Source organism: Pseudomonas soli (genome assembly GCF_021283165.2).
GTDB classification, from domain to species: Bacteria; Pseudomonadota; Gammaproteobacteria; order Pseudomonadales; family Pseudomonadaceae; genus Aquipseudomonas; species Aquipseudomonas soli.
This window is the reverse complement of record NZ_CP128543.1, coordinates 4,731,399-4,753,467: the sequence shown is the minus strand read 5'-3', so window position 1 is coordinate 4,753,467 and position 22,069 is coordinate 4,731,399. Positions and strand designations below refer to the sequence as shown.

Annotated in this window: 23 protein-coding genes; 19 read left to right on the top strand and 4 right to left on the bottom strand. The window is 63.9% G+C overall.

Translation table 11 applies throughout. The features are described from left to right. Positions 1–264: 264 nt before the first annotated feature. From pyrG to ispD, 5 genes are all read left to right on the top strand, one after another. Positions 265–1,893: a CTP synthase gene (gene pyrG / locus LU688_RS21955; protein WP_023630712.1), complete on the top strand. Its 1,629-nt coding sequence runs from the start codon at positions 265–267 to the stop codon at positions 1,891–1,893. Between the two features lie 3 nt (positions 1,894–1,896). Further along, positions 1,897–2,742 carry a 3-deoxy-8-phosphooctulonate synthase gene (kdsA, locus tag LU688_RS21950; RefSeq protein WP_094012421.1) on the top strand — a complete coding sequence of 282 codons (846 nt, stop codon included), beginning with the start codon at positions 1,897–1,899 and terminating at the stop codon, positions 2,740–2,742. A gap of 152 nt (positions 2,743–2,894) precedes the next feature. After that, on the top strand, positions 2,895–4,184 hold the full coding sequence (eno, locus tag LU688_RS21945; RefSeq protein WP_023630710.1) for a phosphopyruvate hydratase: 1,290 nt from the start codon (positions 2,895–2,897) through the stop codon (positions 4,182–4,184). Positions 4,185–4,341: 157 nt separating this feature from the next. Next, positions 4,342–4,623, top strand: coding sequence for a cell division protein FtsB (gene ftsB / locus LU688_RS21940; protein WP_232888000.1), 282 nt, complete (start codon positions 4,342–4,344; stop codon positions 4,621–4,623). Then, a complete protein-coding gene (gene ispD / locus LU688_RS21935; protein ID WP_094012419.1) occupies positions 4,620–5,327 on the top strand; it encodes a 2-C-methyl-D-erythritol 4-phosphate cytidylyltransferase in 708 nt (235 codons plus the stop codon). The genes ftsB and ispD overlap by 4 nt, the downstream gene beginning before the upstream one ends. 20 nt (positions 5,328–5,347) lie before the next feature. Here ispD and LU688_RS21930 read toward each other — a convergent pair whose 3' ends face one another. Beyond that, entirely contained in the window at positions 5,348–6,244 is an 897-nt protein-coding gene (locus LU688_RS21930; RefSeq protein ID WP_038706683.1) for a LysR substrate-binding domain-containing protein, read from the bottom strand. 108 nt (positions 6,245–6,352) lie between these two features. Here LU688_RS21930 and LU688_RS21925 point away from each other — a divergent pair, with 108 nt between their 5' ends. The 8 genes from LU688_RS21925 to rpoS all read left to right on the top strand — a co-directional run bounded on the left by LU688_RS21925 (position 6,353) and on the right by rpoS (position 13,494). Continuing rightward, positions 6,353–7,465: an S-(hydroxymethyl)glutathione dehydrogenase/class III alcohol dehydrogenase gene (locus LU688_RS21925; RefSeq protein ID WP_031315222.1), complete on the top strand. Its 1,113-nt coding sequence runs from the start codon at positions 6,353–6,355 to the stop codon at positions 7,463–7,465. Between the two features lie 10 nt (positions 7,466–7,475). Beyond that, positions 7,476–8,324, top strand: a complete 849-nt coding sequence (fghA, locus tag LU688_RS21920; RefSeq protein WP_094012418.1) for an S-formylglutathione hydrolase — start codon at positions 7,476–7,478, stop codon at positions 8,322–8,324. Between the two features lie 76 nt (positions 8,325–8,400). After that, complete coding sequence (gene ispF, locus LU688_RS21915) at positions 8,401–8,874, top strand: 2-C-methyl-D-erythritol 2,4-cyclodiphosphate synthase (protein ID WP_023630834.1); 474 nt, start codon at positions 8,401–8,403, stop codon at positions 8,872–8,874. Further along, entirely contained in the window at positions 8,871–9,929 is a 1,059-nt protein-coding gene (truD, locus tag LU688_RS21910) for a tRNA pseudouridine(13) synthase TruD (RefSeq protein WP_094012417.1), read from the top strand. Before ispF ends, truD begins: the two co-directional genes overlap by 4 nt. Continuing rightward, a complete protein-coding gene (gene surE / locus LU688_RS21905) occupies positions 9,917–10,666 on the top strand; it encodes a 5'/3'-nucleotidase SurE (protein WP_038706681.1) in 750 nt (249 codons plus the stop codon). Before truD ends, surE begins: the two co-directional genes overlap by 13 nt. A gap of 38 nt (positions 10,667–10,704) precedes the next feature. Next, on the top strand, positions 10,705–11,343 hold the full coding sequence (locus LU688_RS21900) for a protein-L-isoaspartate(D-aspartate) O-methyltransferase (protein WP_177182947.1): 639 nt from the start codon (positions 10,705–10,707) through the stop codon (positions 11,341–11,343). A gap of 183 nt (positions 11,344–11,526) precedes the next feature. After that, positions 11,527–12,381: a peptidoglycan DD-metalloendopeptidase family protein gene (locus tag LU688_RS21895; RefSeq protein WP_038706680.1), complete on the top strand. Its 855-nt coding sequence runs from the start codon at positions 11,527–11,529 to the stop codon at positions 12,379–12,381. Between the two features lie 105 nt (positions 12,382–12,486). Next, on the top strand, positions 12,487–13,494 hold the full coding sequence (rpoS, locus tag LU688_RS21890; protein WP_011535249.1) for an RNA polymerase sigma factor RpoS: 1,008 nt from the start codon (positions 12,487–12,489) through the stop codon (positions 13,492–13,494). Between the two features lie 128 nt (positions 13,495–13,622). Here the strand turns inward: rpoS and lptF are convergent, their stop codons facing one another. The 3 genes from lptF to LU688_RS21875 form a co-directional block, all read right to left on the bottom strand. Next, the gene (lptF, locus tag LU688_RS21885; protein WP_023630102.1) at positions 13,623–14,411 is read right to left on the bottom strand and encodes a lipotoxin F family OmpA-related lipoprotein LptF; all 789 of its coding nucleotides are present in this window, start codon (positions 14,409–14,411) and stop codon (positions 13,623–13,625) included. A gap of 48 nt (positions 14,412–14,459) precedes the next feature. After that, positions 14,460–14,873 carry a DUF4398 domain-containing protein gene (locus tag LU688_RS21880; RefSeq protein ID WP_023630101.1) on the bottom strand — a complete coding sequence of 138 codons (414 nt, stop codon included), beginning with the start codon at positions 14,871–14,873 and terminating at the stop codon, positions 14,460–14,462. A 255-nt stretch (positions 14,874–15,128) separates the two neighbouring features. Then, positions 15,129–15,473, bottom strand: coding sequence for a hypothetical protein (locus LU688_RS21875; protein WP_023630100.1), 345 nt, complete (start codon positions 15,471–15,473; stop codon positions 15,129–15,131). 143 nt (positions 15,474–15,616) lie between these two features. Between LU688_RS21875 and ppc the strand changes: the two genes are divergently transcribed. The 6 genes from ppc to LU688_RS21845 all read left to right on the top strand — a co-directional run bounded on the left by ppc (position 15,617) and on the right by LU688_RS21845 (position 22,066). Beyond that, on the top strand, positions 15,617–18,244 hold the full coding sequence (gene ppc / locus LU688_RS21870; protein WP_094012415.1) for a phosphoenolpyruvate carboxylase: 2,628 nt from the start codon (positions 15,617–15,619) through the stop codon (positions 18,242–18,244). 258 nt (positions 18,245–18,502) lie between these two features. Then, positions 18,503–19,153: an adenylate kinase gene (adk, locus tag LU688_RS21865; RefSeq protein WP_023632584.1), complete on the top strand. Its 651-nt coding sequence runs from the start codon at positions 18,503–18,505 to the stop codon at positions 19,151–19,153. Between the two features lie 88 nt (positions 19,154–19,241). Beyond that, on the top strand, positions 19,242–19,916 hold the full coding sequence (gene tsaB, locus LU688_RS21860; protein ID WP_094012414.1) for a tRNA (adenosine(37)-N6)-threonylcarbamoyltransferase complex dimerization subunit type 1 TsaB: 675 nt from the start codon (positions 19,242–19,244) through the stop codon (positions 19,914–19,916). Positions 19,917–20,048: 132 nt separating this feature from the next. Then, positions 20,049–20,339: a hypothetical protein gene (locus LU688_RS21855; RefSeq protein ID WP_038707592.1), complete on the top strand. Its 291-nt coding sequence runs from the start codon at positions 20,049–20,051 to the stop codon at positions 20,337–20,339. 3 nt (positions 20,340–20,342) lie between these two features. Next, positions 20,343–21,212 carry a DUF72 domain-containing protein gene (locus LU688_RS21850; RefSeq protein ID WP_094012413.1) on the top strand — a complete coding sequence of 290 codons (870 nt, stop codon included), beginning with the start codon at positions 20,343–20,345 and terminating at the stop codon, positions 21,210–21,212. 23 nt (positions 21,213–21,235) lie between these two features. Beyond that, positions 21,236–22,066 carry an isocitrate lyase/PEP mutase family protein gene (locus LU688_RS21845; RefSeq protein WP_094012412.1) on the top strand — a complete coding sequence of 277 codons (831 nt, stop codon included), beginning with the start codon at positions 21,236–21,238 and terminating at the stop codon, positions 22,064–22,066. Positions 22,067–22,069 lie beyond the last annotated feature (3 nt).

The following is a 22,069-nucleotide window of genomic DNA, read 5'->3' as shown; positions in this document are numbered from 1 at the left end:
CATTCCGGTAGACTACCCTCCCTTCTTGATACAACTTCTGTGGGTTCCGCGAAAACACAGAGGTTGCCGATTACCAAGCAGTTTTTTGCTGGGCTGATTTCTTAAAATGACGAGCGAGCTCCATGCCGGGGATACCCCTGGTCTGTACAGACGCGGCAGTTTTTCGAGATGCACTGTGATTGACGCAGGTGATCGGGGGCTTCGGCCTTCCTTCGCTTTCTCCGGCGGCGCTGGCCGCCTTAACGCAGACTTCTAGGGTTTTTCATGACGCGCTACATATTCGTCACGGGCGGTGTTGTTTCTTCATTGGGGAAAGGCATTGCCTCGGCTTCCCTGGCGGCCATCCTGGAAGCGCGGGGGCTTAAAGTCACCATGCTCAAGCTGGACCCGTACATCAACGTCGACCCGGGCACCATGAGCCCGTTCCAGCACGGTGAAGTGTTCGTCACCCACGACGGCGCCGAGACCGACCTCGACCTGGGCCACTACGAGCGGTTCATCCGCACCACGATGACCCAGAACAACAACTTCACCACCGGCCGTATCTACGAGCACGTGCTGCGCAAGGAGCGTCGTGGTGATTACCTGGGCGCGACCATCCAGGTCATCCCGCACATCACCGACGAAATCAAGCGCCGCATCATCAAGGGCGCCGGCGATGCCGACGTCGCGCTGGTCGAGATCGGCGGCACCGTGGGTGACATCGAGTCGCAGCCATTCCTCGAGGCCATCCGCCAGCTGCGCGTCGAAGTGGGCTCCAAGCGCGCCATGCTGATGCACCTGACCCTGGTGCCGTACATCGCCACCGCCGGGGAAACCAAGACCAAGCCGACCCAGCACTCGGTCAAGGAACTGCGCTCCATCGGCCTGCAGCCTGACGTGCTGATCTGCCGCTCCGACCACCCGGTCGACGCCTCGTCGCGCCGCAAGATCGCGCTGTTCACCAACGTCGAAGAGCGTGCGGTGATTTCGCTGGAAGACGTCGACACCATCTACAAGATCCCAGGCGTTCTGCATGCCCAGGGCCTGGACGACTTCGTCGTCGAGCGCTTCGGCCTGCAGTGCAACAGCGCCGACCTGTCCGAGTGGGACAAGGTCGTCGACGCCAAGCTCAACCCTGAGCAGGAAGTGACCATCGCCATGGTCGGCAAGTACATGGAGCTGCTGGACGCGTACAAGTCGCTGATCGAAGCGATGAGCCACGCCGGCATCACCAACCGCACCAAGGTCAACCTGCGCTACATCGACTCCGAAGACATCGAGAACCAGGGCACCAGCCTGCTCGAAGGCGCCGATGCCATCCTGGTCCCGGGCGGTTTCGGCCTGCGCGGCGTCGAAGGCAAGATCACCGCGGTGCAGTACGCCCGTGAGAACAAGGTCCCGTACCTGGGCATCTGCCTCGGCATGCAGGTCGCCGTGATCGAATTCGCCCGTAACGTGATGGGCTGGAAAGACGCCAACTCCACCGAGTTCGACCGCAACAGCGGCCACCCGGTTGTTGGCCTGATCACCGAGTGGGCCGATGCCACCGGCGCGGTCGAGACCCGTACCGAAGCGTCCGACCTGGGCGGCACCATGCGCCTGGGCGCTCAGGACTGCCAGCTGGCAGCCGGCTCCAAGGTGCACGACTGCTACGGTAAGGACATCATTACCGAGCGCCATCGTCACCGCTACGAAGTCAACAACGTGCTGCTGCCGCAGTTGGTTGAAGCTGGCCTGCAGGTATCCGGCCGCTCCGAAGATGGCGCGCTGGTCGAGGTGGTCGAGTCGAAGGATCACCCATGGTTTGTCGCCTGCCAGTTCCACCCGGAGTTCACCTCCACCCCGCGTGACGGTCACCCGCTGTTCAGCGGCTTCGTCAAGGCGGCCCTGGCACAGAAGAACAAGGCCTGATCCATGACTCAGAAGATCATTCGCGTCGGTAACATCGAGATCGCCAACGACAAGCCGTTCGTCCTGTTCGGCGGCATGAACGTCCTGGAGTCCCGTGACCTGGCCATGAAGGTCTGCGAGGAGTATGTACGAGTTACCGAGAAGCTCGGCATCCCGTACGTGTTCAAGGCCAGCTTCGACAAGGCCAACCGTTCGTCGGTCAGCTCGTACCGGGGCCCGGGCATGGAAGAGGGCCTGAAGATCTTCGAGGAGATCAAGCAGACCTTCAACGTGCCGGTGATCACCGACGTGCACGAACCTTACCAGTGCGAACCGGTGGCCAAGGTGTGCGACATCATCCAGCTGCCGGCCTTCCTGTCGCGCCAGACCGACCTGGTCGTGGCGATGGCCAAGACCGGCGCTGTGATCAACATCAAGAAGGCGCAGTTCCTGGCGCCCCACGAGATGAAGCACATCCTCGCCAAGTGCGTCGAGGCCGGCAACGACCAGCTGATCCTCTGCGAGCGTGGTTCGAGCTTCGGCTACAACAACCTCGTTGTGGACATGCTCGGCTTCGGCATCATGAAGCAGTTCGAGTACCCGGTGTTCTTCGACGTGACCCACTCGTTGCAGACCCCGGGCGGTCGCGCCGATTCCGCCGGTGGCCGCCGCGCCCAGGTTACTGACCTGGCCAAGGCCGGCATGAGCCAGGGCCTGGCCGGCCTGTTCCTCGAGGCACATCCGGACCCGGACAACGCCAAGTGCGATGGCCCGTGCGCCCTGCGCCTGGACAAGCTGGAACCGTTCCTCAGCCAGCTCAAGCAGCTGGATGACCTGGTGAAAAGTTTTCCGACGGTAGAAACCGCGTAAAGCTCATTTCTCGGGTAAAGTACCGCCCGTTCCACCCCTGACCTTTCGGTCAGGGGCTCCCTTCGCCAGGCCTGCCCGTGCCATGTCGCCTGGTGAACGGCAAGAATTCCCAAAGCTGCGTTGTTTTCGTCAATTCTGGAGTGCTTACAACAATGGCAAAGATCGTCGACATCAAAGGTCGTGAAGTTCTCGATTCCCGTGGCAACCCCACCGTGGAAGCCGATGTACTGCTCGACAACGGCATCATCGGCAGCGCCTGCGCGCCGTCGGGTGCTTCCACTGGCTCGCGCGAAGCGCTGGAGCTGCGTGATGGCGACAAGAGCCGTTACCTGGGCAAAGGCGTGCTGAAGGCTGTCGCCAACATCAACGGCCCGATCCGCGACCTGCTGCTGGGCAAGGACCCATCGGACCAGAAAGCCCTGGACCGCGCGATGATCGAGCTGGACGGCACCGAGAACAAGGCCAAGCTGGGCGCCAACGCCATCCTCGCCGTGTCCCTGGCTGCCGCCAAGGCCGCCGCCCAGGACCAGGACCTGCCGCTGTACGCGCACATCGCCAACCTCAACGGCACCCCGGGCCAGTACTCCATGCCGGTACCGATGATGAACATCATCAACGGCGGCGAGCACGCCGACAACAACGTCGATATCCAGGAGTTCATGGTCCAGCCGGTTGGCGCCAAGACCTTCTCCGACGGCCTGCGCATGGGCACCGAGATCTTCCACCACCTCAAGGCCGTACTGAAGGCCCGTGGCCTGAACACCGCCGTCGGTGACGAAGGTGGCTTCGCGCCGAACCTGGCTTCCAACGAAGACGCCCTGGCCGCCATCGCCGAAGCTGTCGAGAAAGCCGGCTACAAGCTGGGCACCGACGTGACCCTAGCCCTGGACTGCGCCGCTTCCGAGTTCTATGAAGACGGCAAGTACAGCCTGTCCGGCGAAGGCAAGTCGTTCGACGCCGAAGGTTTCGCCGAGTACCTGAAGGGCCTGACCGAGCGTTTCCCGATCATCTCGATCGAAGACGGCCTGGACGAGTCCGACTGGGCTGGCTGGAAGATCCTGACCGACAAGATTGGCGAGAAGGTTCAGCTGGTTGGTGACGACCTGTTCGTGACCAACACCAAGATCCTGAAAGAGGGTATCGAGAAGGGCATCGGTAACTCGATCCTGATCAAGTTCAACCAGATCGGCTCGCTGACCGAAACCCTCGAAGCCATCCAGATGGCCAAGGCCGCTGGCTACACCGCGGTGATCTCGCACCGTTCCGGTGAAACCGAGGATTCGACCATCGCCGACCTGGCCGTGGGTACTGCCGCTGGCCAGATCAAGACCGGCTCGCTGTGCCGCTCCGACCGCGTCAGCAAGTACAACCAACTGCTGCGTATCGAAGAGCAACTGGGCGCCAAAGCCGTGTATCGCGGTCGTGCCGAGTTTCGCGGCTAAGCAAGAGATGGTAAAAAGGCAGCAGCCGGGGCCCGCTGAACGTTCGTACTGATCGTTTGGCTGTCTCAACGGGTTTCTGTCGACGAAGCCTGGCCTCGGCCAGGCTTCGTGCTATCGGAAGCTCGCTGCGGCGGCCTTTTTTACCCTGGATATCTTCATGCGCAGTCCCTATTGGTTGTTCCTCGTCCTGTTCCTGCTGCTCGGCGGCCTGCAATATCGCCTTTGGGTAGGTAATGGCAGCCTCGCGCAAGTGACCGAACTCAAGCAACAGATCGCCGACCAGCATGCGGAAAACGAGCGCCTGCTGGAGCGCAATCGTGTGCTCGATGCCGAGGTCCTGGAGTTGAAGAAAGGTATGGAGACCGTGGAAGAACGGGCTCGTCATGAACTGGGGATGGTCAAGGAGGGTGAAACCCTCTACCAGCTGCCACAGAAATGACAAACGAACTGCCGGCCTTCTGGGCCGTGATTCCCGCCGCGGGCATTGGTGCCCGCATGGCTGCCGACCGGCCCAAGCAATACCTGCAACTGGGCGGGCAGACCATTCTCGAGCATAGCCTCGACTGTTTCCTCGACCATCCCATGCTCAAGGGGGTGGTGGTCAGTATTGCCGAACACGACCCTTACTGGCCCGGCCTGCGCTGTGCCAGCGATCCGCGTATCCAGCGTGCCCCAGGTGGTGACGAGCGCGCTGACTCGGTGCTCAATGCGCTATTGCTGCTGCACGCCCAGGGCGCGTCGGATGACGACTGGGTGCTGGTGCACGATGCCGCGCGGCCGAATCTGGCGCGCAGCGATCTGGACAAGTTGCTGTCAGCCCTGGCTGAAGATCCCGTCGGTGGATTGCTCGCCGTACCCGCTCGGGACACGCTCAAGCGTGCCGACGGCGAGGGCAGGGTGGCGGCGACGGTCGACCGCAGCACCGTCTGGCAAGCCTACACACCGCAGATGTTCCGCCTCGGCATGTTGCATCGGGCGCTGGCCGAGTGCCTGGTGTCCGATGTAGCAGTCACCGATGAGTCGTCCGCCATCGAGTGGGCCGGGTATGCGCCGCGCCTGGTCGAAGGGCGCAGCGACAATATAAAGGTGACCCGGCCAGAGGACCTGGAGTGGCTGCGCCAGCGATGGGCTGGGCGTTGCTGAAATAGGCGCTCCCACGCTGTTTAGAGAGTCCTATACTCCGGCAACTGCGCCAATCCTTCCTTGAGATAGTCCACCAACCGCCGCACCTTTGGTGACAGATGCCGCTGCTGCGGATACAACGCCCACACCGCTGTATTCGGCGGTTGGTGCCCCTCCAGCAGTGATACCAGCGCCCCGCTGTGCAAGTGTTCGAGCACGTAGTAGTCCGGCAACTGGCACAAGCCCATCCCCTGCAGCGCCGCATCCAGCACCGCCTGGCCGCTGTTGCAGCGCCAGTTGCCCTGCACCCGCTGGCTGATCTCGCGACCCTCCTGTTGCAGCGCCCACAGGTCGGAGCTGCCGACCAGGCAATTGTGCCGCGCCAACTCCGACACGCTGTGCGGCCGCCCATAGCGCTCCAGGTACGCCGGTGATGCGCACAGGAACATGCGCCGCGGCGCCAGGCGCGTGGCCACCAGCCGGGAATCCTGCAGGCGGCCCAGGCGGATTGCCAGGTCCATGCCTTCGTGCAACAGGTCTAAGGTGCGGTTGCTCAGTTCCACTTCCACCCGTAGCTGCGGATACAGCGCCATGAACCGCGTCACCAACGGCACGATGAAACGCTCGCCATAGGCCACCGCGCAGGTCATGCGTAGCAGGCCCTTGGGTTCGCTGGCCAGGTCGCCCATGGCGCGCAGCGCTTCCTCGCGGCCATCCTGCAGGCGCTGGCAGTGCTGGAGGAATGTCTGGCCGGCTTCGCTGAGGGTCACTCGCCGCGTGCTGCGGTACAACAGGCGAGTCTGTAGGCGCTCCTCCAGGCGGGCGATCTGCCGGCTGATGTGCGAAGACGACACTCCGAGGCGTTCGGCGGCGGCGGTGAACTGGCCCATTTCTGCCACCGCGACGAATTCGTCGATGCCTTCCCAGCGACTGCTCATGGATTATCCCTGCATGGCAATAATGTTTTGTGAATGCCTGGATTATTCACAAAAAGTCAGTGAATTACACTGACAGCCTGCAATCGACATCTTCTCTGGAGACCCTTGATGATCAAGTCCCGTGCCGCCGTCGCCTTCGAGGCCAAGAAACCCCTGGAAATCGTCGAAGTCGACGTAGCCATGCCCAAGGCCGGTGAAGTGCTGCTGCGCGTCGTCGCCTCCGGTGTCTGCCACACTGACGCCTACACCCTGTCCGGCGCCGACCCGGAAGGCATCTTCCCTTCGATCCTTGGCCATGAGGGCGGGGCGATCGTCGAGGCGATTGGCGAGGGCGTGACCTCGGTGGCGGTGGGCGACCATGTCATCCCGCTGTATACCCCGGAATGTGGCCAGTGCAAGTTCTGCCGCTCGGGCAAGACCAACCTGTGCCAGGCCATCCGCGCCACCCAGGGCAAGGGCCTGATGCCCGACGGCACCACCCGTTTCAGCTACAAGGGCCAGCAGCTGTTCCACTACATGGGCACCTCGACCTTTTCCGAGTACACCGTGCTGCCGGAAATTTCCGTGGCCAAGATCCAGAAAGAGGCTCCGCTGGAGAAGGTCTGCCTGCTCGGCTGCGGCGTGACTACCGGTATTGGCGCGGTGCTCAATACCGCCAAGGTCAAGCCGGGTGACACCGTTGCCATCTTCGGCCTCGGCGGCATCGGTCTGTCGGCAGTGATCGGCGCGGTCAAGGCCAAGGCTTCGCGCATCATCGCCATCGACATCAACCCGGCCAAGTTCGAGATCGCCCGCCAGCTGGGCGCCACCGACTGCATCAACCCGAAAGACTACGATCGCCCGATCCAGGAAGTGATCGTCGACCTCACCGACGGTGGCGTGGACTTCTCCTTCGAGTGCATCGGCAATGTGCAACTGATGCGCGCGGCGCTGGAATGCTGCCACAAGGGCTGGGGCGAGTCGGTGATCATCGGCGTGGCCGGTGCCGGCCAGGAAATCGCCACCCGTCCGTTCCAGCTGGTCACCGGTCGCGTCTGGCGCGGTTCGGCCTTCGGCGGTGTGCGTGGCCGCAGCGAGCTGCCGAGCTACGTGGAAATGTCCGAGAAAGGCGAGATCCCGCTGGACACCTTCATTACCCATACCATGGGCCTGGAGGACATCAACAAAGCTTTCGACCTGATGCACGAAGGCAAGAGCATCCGCAGCGTGATCCACTTCTGAGGCCCTCGCCATGACGCTGGAAAACATCTCTTGCCAGAAAAGCTACGGCGGCTGGCACAAGCGTTACCGGCACAGTTCCAAGGTGCTTGGCTGCGACATGGTGTTCGCGGTGTACCTGCCGCCCCAGGCCGAGCAGGGCGAAAAGCTGCCTGTTCTGTACTGGCTCAGCGGCCTGACCTGCACCGACGAGAACTTCATGCAGAAGGCCGGCGCCCAGCGCCTGGCCGCGGAGCTTGGGCTGATCATCGTTGCTCCGGACACCAGCCCGCGTGGCGAGCAGGTGCCGGGCGATCCGGATGGTGCCTGGGACTTCGGCCTCGGCGCGGGGTTCTACCTCAATGCCATCCAGCAGCCCTGGGCCCGCAACTACCAGATGCACGACTATGTGGTGCACGAGTTGCCGGCATTGATCGAGGAACATTTCCCGGCGTCCGACCTGCGCAGTATCAGTGGCCACTCGATGGGCGGGCATGGCGCGCTGGTCTGCGCCTTGCGCAACCCGGGGCGCTACCGCTCGGTGTCGGCGTTCTCACCGATCAGCAATCCAATGGATTGCCCGTGGGGCGAGAAGGCCTTCAGCCGCTACCTGGGCGAAGACCGGGCACAGTGGCGCGAGTGGGATGCCAGTGTGCTGCTGGCCGAGGCGGACGAGTGCCCGCCGTTGCTGGTGGACCAGGGGGATCGCGATGACTTCCTTGAAAAGCAGCTCAAGCCAGAGGCGCTGGAGCAGGCGGCGCGCAAGGGCGGCCATGGGCTGACCCTGCGCCTGCAGCCAGGCTACGACCATAGCTACTACTTCATCGCCAGCTTCATCGATGAACACCTGCGCCATCATGCGGTGGCACTGGGCAGGGTCTGAGCCGCAGGGCCGTGAAGCAGCCCCATTACCGCAAAAGCAGGTAGAATCACGCCCTGACTCAATCAGGGCGTTTTCTATGCGTATTGGCCACGGCTACGATGTCCATCGTTTCTGCGACGGTGATTTCATTACCTTGGGCGGGGTGCGTATCCCCCACAAGTTCGGCCTGCTGGCCCACTCCGACGGCGACGTGCTGTTGCACGCCCTGAGCGATGCCTTGCTGGGCGCCGCGGCGCTGGGCGACATCGGCAAGCATTTCCCCGACACCGACCCGCAGTTCAAGGGCGCCGACAGCCGGGTGCTGCTGCGCCACGTGGTCGCTGTCGTGCGCGACAAGGGCTGGAAGGTCGGCAACATCGACGCCACCATCGTCGCCCAGGCACCGAAGATGGCCCCGCACATCGAGACCATGCGCCAGCAGATCGCCGCAGACCTGCAGGTCGAGCTCGACCAGGTCAACGTCAAGGCCACTACTGAAGAAAAGCTGGGCTTCACCGGTCGCGAGGAGGGCATCGCCGTGCATGCGGTCGCCCTGCTGCTATCAGCATGACCGAACTGGAACTGCTGGGCCCTCGGGCCTCGGGCGATGTCTTGGGCACCGCGGTGCTCAAGGCGGTGGCTGAAGACTTCCAGGTTGATGAAGTCCTGGATATCCCGCTGTCCGGCCACGGCGAACACCTGTGGCTGTGGGTCGAGAAGCGCGACCTCAACACCGAGGAGGCGGCTCGCCGCCTGGCCCGCGCCGCCGGCGTGCCGGTGCGCGCCATCAGCTATGCCGGCCTCAAGGACCGCCAGGCCCTGACCCGCCAGTGGTTCAGCCTGCATCTGCCGGGCAAGGCCGACCCAGACCTGTCCCGTGCCGAGGACGACACCCTGCGCGTGCTCAAGCAGGTGCGCCACCAGCGCAAGCTGCAGCGTGGTGCGCATTCGGCCAATGGCTTCACCTTGCGCCTGACCGCGCTGCAGGCCGACCACCAGGCCCTCGATGCCCGCCTGGAGCAGCTCAAGCAGCAGGGCGTGCCCAACTACTTCGGTAGCCAGCGCTTCGGCCATGGCGGTGGCAATGTACACGACGCCCAGGACTGGGCCGCTCGCCAGGCGCTGCCCGAGCAGCGCAACTTGCGTTCGCGGCTGCTGTCGGCCGGGCGCAGCTACCTGTTCAACCAGGTGCTTGCCGCCCGTGTCGCCGACGGCAGCTGGCAGCGCGCCCAGGTCGGCGACCTGCTGGCCTTCACCGACAAGCGCAGCTTCTTCGTGGCCGGCGAGGCCGAGTGCAACGACCCGCGCCTGGCCATTCTCGACCTGCACCCGACCGGCCCGCTGTGGGGCGCCGGTGCGGCACCGAGCCAGGGCGCGACCCTGGATCTTGAGTCCACGGTGGCCGGACGACATCCGGCGCTGTGCGATTGGCTGGCGCGAGCGGGCATGGATCACGAACGGCGCATCCTGCGGCTCCCTATTGGGCGGCTGACGTGGCATTATCCCGAGCCTGATATCCTGCAACTGGAATTCGTCCTTCCGGCCGGATGCTTCGCCACCGTGGTGGTGCGCGAACTCGTCGATCTGGTGCCGGCAGGGCAGACGGACAGCCCATGCGTATTCTGATTTCGAATGACGACGGTGTTACCGCACCCGGCCTCGCCGCGCTGCATGAAGCGTTGGTGGACCATGCCGAGTGCGTGGTGATTGCCCCGGATCAAGACAAGAGCGGTGCCGGCAGTTCGCTGACACTGGACCGGCCGCTGCACCCGCAGACCTTGGCCAACGGCTTCATCAGCCTCAACGGCACGCCCACCGACTGCGTGCACCTGGGGCTCAACGGCCTGCTGCCGGAAACCCCCGACATGGTGGTGTCCGGCATCAACCTGGGCGCCAACCTGGGGGATGACGTGCTCTATTCGGGCACGGTGGCTGCGGCGTTGGAGGGGCGCTTCCTCGGCGGCACCTCGCTGGCCTTCTCGCTGCTGTCGCGCCTGCCCGACAACCTGCCGACCGCCGCCTACATTGCCCGGCGCCTGGTCGAGGCGCAGTCGCGCCTGGCGTTGCCGCCGCGCACCGTGCTCAACGTCAACATCCCCAACCTGCCGCTGGAGCATATCCGTGGCATCCAGCTCACCCGCCTGGGGCACCGCGCGCGGGCCGCAGCGCCGACCAAGGTGGTCAATCCGCGGGGCAAGGAAGGCTACTGGATCGCCGTGGCCGGCGATGCCGAAGACGGCGGCCCGGGCACCGACTTCCATGCCGTGATGCAGGGCTACGTATCGATAACGCCACTGCAGCTGGACCGCACCTTCAACGATGCCTTCGAGCGCCTCGACGGTTGGCTGGAGGGCCTGCTCTGATGCGCGAACAGGACGATCTGCAGCGCCGCGGCATCGGCATGACCTCCCAGCGTACTCGGGAGCGGCTGATCCAGCGGCTCTATGAGGAAGGCGTGTCGAACGCCAAGGTGCTCGAAGCCATTCGTCGTACCCCGCGCCACCTGTTCGTCGATGAAGCCCTAGCCCATCGCGCCTATGAAGACACGGCGCTGCCGATCGGCCACAACCAGACGATTTCCCAGCCGTTCATGGTCGCGCACATGAGCGAGCTGTTGCTCGAGGCGGGCCCCTTGGACAAGGTGCTGGAGATCGGCACCGGTTCAGGCTACCAGACCGCGATCCTCGCCCAACTGGTCGAGCGGGTGTTCTCGGTGGAGCGCATCAAGGTGCTGCAGGACCGGGCCAAGGAGCGTCTGGTCGAACTCAACCTGCGCAATGTGGTGTTCCGCTGGGGCGACGGCTGCGAAGGGTGGCCGGCGCTGGCGCCGTACAACGGCATCATCGTCACCGCAGTCGCGCCTGAAGTGCCGCAGGCACTGCTCGATCAGTTGGCGCCGGGTGGGCGCATGGTGATCCCGGTCGGGGCGGCGGGGGAGACCCAGCAACTGATGCTGATCGTGCGCGAAGAGCATGGCTTCTCGCGCCGGGTACTTGGGGCCGTGCGCTTCGTGCCGTTGCTCAATGGCCCACTGGCCTGAACGGGGCCACGGAATATTTGCGCCGACGACGAATTCTTGCGTCTGGGCCCTGTCTATCTGGCGTGGCGCTTTTCGGACACCGAGCAGGCCAACAGCGAGTCACCCCAAGCAGGATGGCTCGGTTATAATTGAAACAATATTGCATTTTGTATCGTCATTTTTGACAGCATGAGGGGAGCGCGGGTGGGTCACACAGGCATGCGGCAGCGCAAGGATCGGTCGGTATTGAAGCTTCTGGTGATCGCGCTGGCCATGGGGACCCTGCTGGCTGGCTGTTCCAGCACCAGCTCGAACGGCGCCCGCGTGGTCGACCGCAACAACGCCGCGCCCAAGCGCCCGACCGTTACCTCTGGCCAGTACATCGTCAAACCCGGCGACACGCTGTTCTCCATCGCCTTCCGCTACGGTTGGGACTACAAGGAGCTGGCGGCGCGCAACAATATTCCCGCCCCCTACACCATCCGCCCGGGCCAGCCGATCCGTTTCAGCAGCGGCGCGGGGGGCAGCACGACGGTCGTCGGCAGCACTTCGTCGTCGAGCCGGACCACCGTGATCCGCCGGCCGGTCGCCACCACGGCACCGGCGACCAGCAATGGCAAAAGTGCCACAACTGCCCCTTCCACCACCTCGCAAACGGTTGCCCAGGTGCCCGCCGCAGAGCGCGCCGTCGGCGGTTGGACGTGGCCGGCGAACGGCGTGCTGATTGGAAAATTCGCTTCAAACGGTAGTTTGAATAAAGGCATTGATATCGCCGGTGATTTGGGACAGCCTGTTTTTGCTGCGTCTGATGGAGCGGTGGTCTACGCCGGCAGTGGCTTGAGGGGCTATGGCGAGCTCATCATCATCAAACACAGCGATACCTACGTCAGTGCCTACGGTCATAACCGCAGGCTTTTGGTTCGGGAGGGGCAGCAGGTCAAGGCAGGGCAGACGATCGCAGAAATGGGGTCCACGGGCACTGATCGGGTGAAGCTGCATTTCGAGATTCGCCGCCAGGGCAAACCCGTCGATCCACTCCAGTTCCTGCCACGCCGTTGATCATTGTCCCAGCCTGTTCCTTGGATGTAGAGGGGACAGGCTCCAGCGCTGCCATGGAAGGGTGACGCTCGAGTCTGAGTTCGAACTCAGCAAAGGACTATAACAATGGCTCTCAGTAAAGAAGTGCCGGAGTTTGACATCGACGATGACCTGCTTCTGATGGAGACGGGCATCGTTTTGGAAACGGATGTGGTGTCAGACGAACCTGCTGTACCTTCGGTTCGGACCAAGTCGAAACAGGGCGCATCGCTCAAGCAGCACAAGTACATCGACTACAGTCGGGCACTTGATGCGACCCAACTGTATCTCAACGAAATCGGCTTCTCGCCCCTGCTTTCGCCAGAGGAAGAAGTGCATTTCGCGCGTCTGTCGCAAAAAGGCGACCCGGCCGGCCGCAAGCGCATGATCGAAAGCAACCTGCGCCTGGTGGTCAAGATCGCCCGCCGTTACGTCAATCGCGGCCTGTCGTTGCTCGACCTGATCGAGGAAGGCAACCTGGGGCTGATTCGTGCGGTAGAGAAGTTCGACCCCGAGCGCGGCTTCCGCTTCTCGACCTACGCGACCTGGTGGATCCGCCAGACCATCGAGCGGGCGATCATGAACCAGACCCGCACCATTCGCCTGCCCATCCACGTGGTAAAGGAGCTCAACGTCTACCTGCGCGCTGCCCGCGAGTTGACGCAGAAACTCGACCACGAGCCGTCGCCGGAAGAAATCGCCAGCCTGCTCGAGAAACCGGTGGCCGAGGTCAAGCGCATGCTTGGCCTGAACGAGCGGGTGTCTTCGGTGGATGTCTCGTTGGGGCCGGACTCCGACAAGACACTGCTCGACACACTGACCGATGATCGTCCAACCGACCCATGCGAACTGCTGCAGGATGATGATCTGTCGCAGAGCATAGACCAGTGGCTGGGTGAGTTGACCGACAAGCAACGTGAGGTGGTGGTACGACGCTTCGGCCTGCGTGGGCATGAAAGCAGTACCTTGGAGGATGTCGGGTTGGAGATCGGCCTGACCCGCGAGCGGGTACGGCAGATTCAAGTCGAAGGCCTGAAGCGCCTGCGTGAGATCCTTGAGAAGAATGGCCTGTCTAGCGAGTCGCTGTTCCAGTAGCCGGTGACAGGTGCCAGGTAAACGCCCCGACCCGTTCGGGGCGTTTTCGTTAGCGGCTTGCAAGAGTGGTTGCAACGAAAAGCCCCGCCATCAAGGCGGGGCTTTTCATTCAACGCAACGTGCAACCGTTACTGGATCTGGCTGACCGAGCGTGGTGCCACCGGCTGGTTGTCGTTGGAGATGGTTACTTCCACACGACGGTTTTGCGCGCGGCCGGAGTTGCTGCTGTTGTCAGCAACCGGATACTCCTTGCCGTAACCCTGGGCAACGATGCGCGCAGGATCCACACCGGCACGCACCAGGGCCATGCGCACTGCGGAGGCGCGACGTTCGGACAGGGTCTGGTTGTAGTTGGCAGAACCAACGCTGTCGGTGTAGCCCTCGACGATCACCTTGCGTTCAGGGTTCTCCTGAAGGAACTGCGCCAGCTTGGTGACGTTCGGGTAGGCGCTGCTCTTGAGCTCCGCCTTGTTGAAGTCGAACAGCACGTCGCCGAAGGTCACCAGGGTGCCACGGTCGGTCTGCTTGGCGTTGAGGCTGTCCTGCAGTTTCTTGATCTGCGCATCGCGGGCGTCGAGCTTGGCCTGGGCGCGTTGTGCCGCGGCGTTTTTCAGTTCACCCTCTGCGGTGCGCAGGGCAATGGTCTGCTTGGCCACTTCAACGCGTTGATTGGTGAGGTAGGCGAGCTGGTCGACCTTCTTCTCATCCTCGCGATCCATGTAGGCCTTGTCGGCCTTGTTCAGCCAGTCCTGAGCGTCCTTGGTCTCGAGCGCGGCCACTTTGCTCGACTGCGGATCGCTCTGCAGGGCGGAGAAATTGGTGCGGGCCGACTCGAGGTTGGCGTTCGGGTCGTGGGAGCAGGCGGCGAGGCCGACGCTGAGGGCCAGCAGGGCGGGAATCATGACGTAATTGCGCATAGTGTTCATCCTTTGATCTTTAACGAAGGCAGTGGAAGCTGAGCAGGCTTATTCAGCGCTGCGCAGGCCTTCCTCACGTACGTCCTGGACACCCTGGCGAGCATCCTGCACGGCCTTCTGGGCCTTGGCTGCCTGGGCTTTGCGCTCGGCAAGGCGAGCGTCCCATTCGGCTTGCTCGGCCAGCAGCTTGGCCTCGTCATACTTCTTGTCGTGCATGGCGATTTCGGCTTTCTTGAACTTGTCCTGGGCAGCCTTCATCTCCACTGCTGCGAACTCGGTGCCACCGGCACTGACCGCCGAGTTGACCGCCGATTGGGTCACGGCGTATTGCTCGGTAGGCGGCTTGCCCGCGCAGCCGGCCAGCACCAGGCTGCTGCCCAGGGCCAGCGCGGCCAGCTTGAGCCCGCGCAGATGAGTGGAGGAAGGTTGTGCGATGCGGGTCTTCATGGTGGTCAACTCCATTGGGTCACTCCTGTTAAACGACGATGCCACGCCGTGACAATCGCTGTTCCCCTGTTGCCAGTGTCGGGCGCAAAGGCCCGTTTTTACAGGGTTTTGCCGTGATGGCTATTGGCTGTGACCGGAGTGTTTTTTGAATAGTTCAGAAAAATTTGCACGCTAAAGGTATTTTTTTCTGACTAATCAGTCAGCGGTTTTCGCCTGGAACTTCCGCTGTAAATGACGGTATGCCGGGCAGTGCCCGGCACCCGAAGTGGCTCAGTGCGAGGGGTCTTTATGCACACGGCCAAGGGCTTGCAGATGGCGCCTGGAGAGAGCCAGAAAGCGCGGAGTAGGGCCGATGTCCTCGTACAGCGGGTCACCTTCCTCGTCGGTGGCAATCACTTGCTGGCCCTTGACGTAGGGGAAGCTGGCCTCCAGCTCTTCCAGTGCCGCCGCCACCAACTCGCCCAAGAGCTCCTCGGGGCTACGCTTGGGATACATGTCGATCAGCGCGGCCAGACGCGCTTCTGCTTCCATGTCCAGGTGCAGGACATGGCCGGTGGGGCTCAGGCGGCCGGCGGCGTTTTGTTCCCAGTGCTGGGCGAGTTGGCGAATTTTCATGATGACCTCTGTCAAAGCCTGGAGTGGCATTGCTTCGAATGATCTGTGTTCACTTTAGTTGCTTTGGCAGCATGCGCCTTGCCAGGAATGGTCGCGAGTGGGCACTCTTGGGCGCATGCGGTTTCCTGGAGTGGAGAAGGCTGATGAGTGATATCGATCTGCGCTTGCGCGAGGATGTGCACCTTTTAGGAGAACTGCTTGGCGAGACTATCCGCCAGCAGCATGGCGAGGCATTCCTGCAGAAGATCGAGGATATCCGCCACAGCGCCAAGGCCGACCGCCGTGGAGCGGGCGAGCAACTGAGCTCGACCCTGGGCGACCTGGCCGAGCAAGACCTGCTGCCGGTGGCGCGGGCGTTCAACCAGTTCCTCAACCTGGCCAACATCGCCGAGCAGTACCAGCTGATCCGCCGCCGTGACGCTGGCCAACCCGAACCGTTCGAGGCGCGGGTGCTCCCCGAGTTGCTGGCGCGCCTGAAGGCCGCTGGCCATGGCAACGATGAGCTGGCCAGGCAACTGGGCAAGTTGAACATCGAACTGGTGCTCACCGCGCACCCCACCGAGGTGGCGCGCCGCACCTTGATCCAGAAGTACGACGCCATTGCCGCGCAGCTGGCCGCGCAGGATCACCGCGATCTGATCCCGGCCGAGCGCCAGCAGGTGCGCGAACGCCTGCGCCGGCTGATCGCCGAATCCTGGCACACCGAGGAAATCCGCAGGACCCGGCCCACACCGGTGGACGAGGCCAAGTGGGGCTTCGCCGTGATCGAGCACTCATTGTGGCAGGCTGTGCCCAGCCACCTGCGCAAGGTCGATGCGGCTCTGTTCGAGGCGACTGGCCTGCACCTGCCGCTGGAGGCGGCGCCGATTCGCTTCGCCTCGTGGATGGGCGGTGATCGTGACGGCAATCCCAATGTCACGGCGGCGGTAACCCGCGAAGTGCTCTTGCTGGCGCGCTGGATGGCCGCCGACCTGTTCCTGCGCGATATCGACTACCTGGCCGCCGAGCTGTCCATGCAGCAGGCCAGCGCCGCGCTCAAGGAAAAGGTCGGGGACAGCGCCGAACCATACCGGGCGCTGCTCAAGCAGTTGCGCGACCGCCTGCGTGCCACCCGCGCCTGGGCCCACGCCTCGTTGGCCGCGACGCAGCCGGCCAGCGCGGCGGTGCTGGTGGACAATCGCGACCTCATCGCGCCGCTGGAGCTGTGCTACCAGTCGCTGCATGAGTGTGGCATGGGCGTGATCGCCGACGGCCCGTTGCTCGACTGCCTGCGCCGGGCGGTGACTTTCGGTCTGTTCCTGGTGCGCCTGGACGTACGTCAGGACGCTGCCCGCCATCGCGACGCGCTGTCGGAAATCACCGACTACCTCGGCCTGGGCCGCTACGCCGAGTGGGACGAAGAGCGACGCATCACCTTCCTCCAGACCGAACTGAAGAACCGCCGCCCCCTGCTGCCGGCGCATTTCCAGCCCCAGACCGATACCGCCGAAGTACTCGCCACCTGCCGCGAAATCGCTGCGGCCCCGGCGGCGTCGCTGGGGTCGTACGTGATTTCCATGGCCGGCGCGGCGTCCGATGTACTGGCGGTGCAGCTGTTGCTCAAGGAGGCCGGGCTGACCCGGCCGATGCGCGTGGTACCCCTGTTCGAGACCCTGGCCGACCTTGACAACGCAGGCCCGGTCATGGAGCGCCTGCTCGGGCTCCCCGGCTATCGTGCCGGCCTGCACGGCCCGCAGGAGGTGATGATCGGCTATTCCGACTCGGCCAAGGATGCCGGCACCACGGCGGCGGCATGGGCCCAGTACCGCGCCCAGGAAAACCTGGTACGTATCTGCCGTGAGCACCAGGTAGAGTTGCTGCTGTTCCATGGTCGCGGTGGCACGGTCGGGCGTGGCGGCGGCCCAGCCCACGCGGCGATCCTGTCGCAGCCGCCGGGGTCGGTGGGTGGCCGTTTCCGCACCACCGAACAGGGCGAGATGATCCGCTTCAAGTTCGGTCTGCCGGGCATCGCCGAACAGAACCTCAATCTCTACCTGGCCGCGGTGCTGGAGGCGACCCTGTTGCCACCGCCGCCGCCTGAGCCGGCCTGGCGCGTACTGATGGACCAGCTGGCCGCCGACGGGGTCAAGGCCTACCGGGCCGTGGTGCGCGAAAATCCGGACTTCGTCGAGTACTTCCGTCAGTCCACCCCCGAGCAGGAGCTTGGCCGCCTGCCGCTGGGCAGTCGCCCGGCCAAGCGCCGCGCCGGCGGCATCGAAAGCCTGAGGGCGATCCCTTGGATCTTCGGCTGGACCCAGACACGGCTGATGCTGCCGGCCTGGCTCGGCTGGGAGACCGCGCTGAGCAATGCCCTGGCACGCGGGCAGGGGGCGCTGCTGGCGCAGATGCGCGAACAATGGCCGTTCTTCCGTACCCGCATCGACATGCTGGAGATGGTCCTGGCCAAGGCCGATGCGCAGATCGCCGAGGCCTACGACGAACGTCTGGTGCAACCCGAACTGCTGCCGTTGGGCGCGCACCTGCGCGACCTATTGTCGCAGTCGTGCCAGGTGGTACTGGGTCTGACCGGGCAGTCGGTGCTACTGGCGCACAGCCCGGAAACCTTGGAATTCATCCGCCTGCGCAACACCTACCTGGACCCGCTGCACCGCCTGCAGGCCGAGTTGCTGGCACGCTCGCGCAGCCGCGAAGCCGCTCTGGACAGCCCGTTGGAGCAGGCCTTGCTGGTGACCGTGGCCGGGATCGCGGCTGGGTTGCGCAACACCGGTTGAGTTCAGCCCAGTCCGGGCGTGGTGAGGGCCGCGCTGGATCGTGATCGGTCCTCGCGCGGCCGGTTGCGCCTGGCGCAACCTGTCCTCTGGCAGGCTACAAGTGGCGCGTTCCTGCCACTTTGGGACGCTTGTCGGGGGGGCGGGTGCTGTGTATCTTGAGCAGCCTTTTGACCGATTTTGCGGTCTCGACCGATTTTTCCGGAATTGGCCTTGTGCGCCGAATCCGTTGATTTGCATAAAAAATATGAGGAGCACAAGATGCGCGTAATTCTGCTGGGAGCTCCCGGGGCCGGTAAAGGTACTCAGGCAAAGTTCATCACCGAGAAGTTCGGTATTCCCCAGATCTCCACCGGTGACATGCTGCGTGCCGCCGTCAAGGCCGGTACCCCACTGGGCCTGGAGCTGAAAAAGGTCATGGATGCCGGCCAGCTGGTCTCCGACGAGCTGATCATCAGCCTGGTCAAGGAGCGCATCGCGCAGGCTGACTGCGCCAACGGCTGCCTGTTCGACGGCTTCCCGCGCACCATCCCGCAGGCTGAAGCCATGGTCGCCGCTGGCGTCGACATCGACGCAGTGGTCGAAATCGCCGTGGACGACGAAGAAATCGTCGGCCGCATGGCTGGCCGCCGCGTGCACCTGGCATCCGGCCGCACCTACCACATCCAGTACAATCCGCCGAAGGTGGAAGGCAAGGACGACGTCACCGGCGAAGACCTGATCCAGCGCGATGACGACAAGGAAGAAACCGTGCGTCACCGCCTGTCGGTCTACCACAGCCAGACCAAGCCGCTGGTGGACTTCTACCAGAAGCTGTCGGCCGCCAACGCCGGCAAACCGAAGTACAGCCACATCGAGGGCGTCGGTTCGGTCGAATCGATCACTGCCAAGGTGCTGGCAGCCCTGAGCTGATCCATCACCGTGTGTCACGACGGCCCGCTTGCGGGCCGTTGTCGTTTATACTGCCGCTCTTTTCCCTGTTGCCTGGATACCTTGCTCGATGACCACCTTGCTGGCCCTGGATACCGCTACCGAAGCCTGTTCCGTCGCCCTGCTGCATGACGGCAAGGTGACCAGCCATTACGAGGTGATCCCGCGCATGCACGCGCAGAAGCTGCTTCCGATGATCAAGCAGTTGCTGGCCGAATCGGGCGTGGCGCTGAGCGCGCTGGATGCCATCGCCTTCGGCCGTGGCCCGGGCGCCTTCACCGGCGTGCGTATCGCCATCGGCGTGGTCCAGGGCCTGGCTTTCGCCTTGGAGCGCCCAGTGCTGCCGACATCCAACCTGGCGGCCTTGGCTCAGGGCGCCTTGCGTGAGCGTGGCGTGCAGCAGGTGGCCGCGGCCATCGATGCGCGCATGGACGAGGTGTACTGGGGTTGCTACCGCGCCGAACAGGGCGAGATGCGTCTGGTCGGCCACGAGGCGGTACTGCCACCGGAGGGTGTGGCCCTGCCACAAGGCGCGGGCGAGGCATGGTTCGGTGCCGGTACCGGCTGGGGCTACGCCGAGCGCCTGGCCGTGCAGGTATCTGCCATCGATGCGGGTGCGTTGCCCAGCGCCCTGGATATCCTCTCCCTGGCCGGCTTCGCCTGGGCACGGGGCGAGGCGGTGGTCGCCGAGCAGGCGCAACCGGTCTACTTGCGCGATAATGTGGCTACGCCCAAGGCGCGTTGAAGGCATTTCGTCGGCTATCGCCGTTCACGATAAAACCTTTTGCGCGAACTGTGGTCCAGTTATCAGTTCGGGCATTAGCGAAGGATTCCTGATGCTGCTAAATTGCCATCATTGATCCTGAGTGCCTTTGTCATGCGTATCGACGGCTTCTCCTCACAGAGCTACCCCATCAAGCGTGCGCCACGCAAGGCGCCGGCGCGTGACGAAGCCATCGATGAAGCCGATGCCGAGATCATCGAGGACATCGACGCGCAGATCAGCCGCGCCAGCCGTCGCGGCGAGAACCTGCCGGCCCGCCAGCAGGACCTGATCTTCCCCCGCGCCCGCAACCGCCGTACCTCCACCGCCCTGGCCAGCTACCTGACCACCGCCGGCTTCACCGACTGGGAGATGGAAGTGCTGGGGCTGGACCTGTACATTTGATGGATGACGCCATCATCTCTGCCTTATTTCCTCGGTTGCCCGTCCTGGGCTGAAAACGCCTGGCGCGATTACCTCTATCCCGCCGACGCCCGTAGCGGCGAGTTCCTCGGGCTCTACAGCCAGGTATTCAACGCCGTTGAAGGCAATACCACCTTCTATGCCCGTCCCGCGCCGGCGACCGTCGAGCGTTGGGCGCAGATCATGCCGTCGGGGTTTCGCTTCACCGCCAAGTTTCCCGGCGATGTGAGCCATGCCGGCGACCTGCGTGAACAACTCGATGCGGCCGTCGACTTCACTCGGCTGATGGCTCCCCTGGGTGAGCGCGTGGCGCCGTATTGGCTGCAGTTGCCGGCAATGTTCGGCCCGTCGCGGCTGGGCGAGCTGGCGCATTTCCTTGATGAGATCGGTGTGGCGGTAGCGGTTGAGGTGCGCAACGACGCCTTCTTCGCCCGGGGCGAGGAGGAGCGTCAGCTCAATCGCCTGCTGCATGAACGTGGAGTCGAGCGTATCTGCCTGGATCCGCGTGCGTTGTTCAGTTGCACCTCGCGCGAGCCCGCGGTGCTCCATGCCCAGGCTAAGAAGCCCAAGGTGCCGCCGCGGCCAGCGGCCTTCAGCCAGTCTCCGCAGGTGCGCTTCATCGGCCATCCGCAGCTCGAGGCCAACGAGACCTTCCTCACCCCATGGATCGACAAGGTCGCTGCATGGATTGAAGAGGGCCGCAGCCCCTACGTGTTCCTGCATACCTCCGACAATCGCCTGGCGGCGGCGCTGGCCCAGCGTTTTCACCAGCGGCTGATGGCTCGCCTGCCGGGCCTTGCAGCGCTGCCTGAATTGCCCCGCGCCCCTGAGGTCGAACAACTGGGGTTACTTTGATCTGACTGCCGGGAGGTTGAACCATGGATGTGCAAACCCTGCGAGCCGAAGCTTTCAAGGCGCTCCACGAGCGAGATGGCGCGTTCGTCATCCCCAACCCGTGGGACGCCGGCTCCGCCAGGCTGTTGGCCAGCCTGGGATACGAAGCGCTGGCCACGACCAGCGCGGGGCTGGCGTTCAGCCTGGGGCGGCCGGATGCCGAGGGCGCGCTGACGCTCGAGGAAACCCTGGGCAACGCCCAGGCGATCGTCGATGCCACGCCATTGCCGGTGGCGGCGGACCTGGAAAACGGCTTCGGCGAATTGCCCGAAGACTGCGCACAGAGCATTCTGCGCGCCGCCGAGGTGGGGTTGGTGGGCGGTTCGATCGAAGATGCCAGCGGTCGCGCCGAAGTGCCGATCTACGACTTCGACCTGTCCGTGGCGCGTGTACGCGCCGCCGTGCAGGCTGCCCGCGGCCTGCCGTTCCCCTTCACCCTTTGCGCGCGCGCCGAGAACCTGCTGCACGGGCGTCTCGACCTGGATGACACCATTCGCAGGCTGCAAGCCTATGCCGAGGCCGGCGCCGATGTGCTGTATGCCCCGGGGCTGCGCAGCGTCGATGAGATCCGTGCGGTGGTGCAGGCCGTGGCGCCAAGGCCGGTGAACGTGCTGATGGGCATGGCGGGCGTACCCTTGAGCGTGAACCAGTTGCAAGACCTGGGCGTCAAGCGCATCAGTGTCGGCTCATCGCTGGCGCGTGCCGCCCTGGGCGCTTTGCAGCGGGCCGCGCTGGAGATCCATGAGCAGGGCACTTTCAGTTATGGCGAGCAGGCTTTGCCATTCGCTCAGCTCAATGACCTTTTCCGTCGCTGAGGC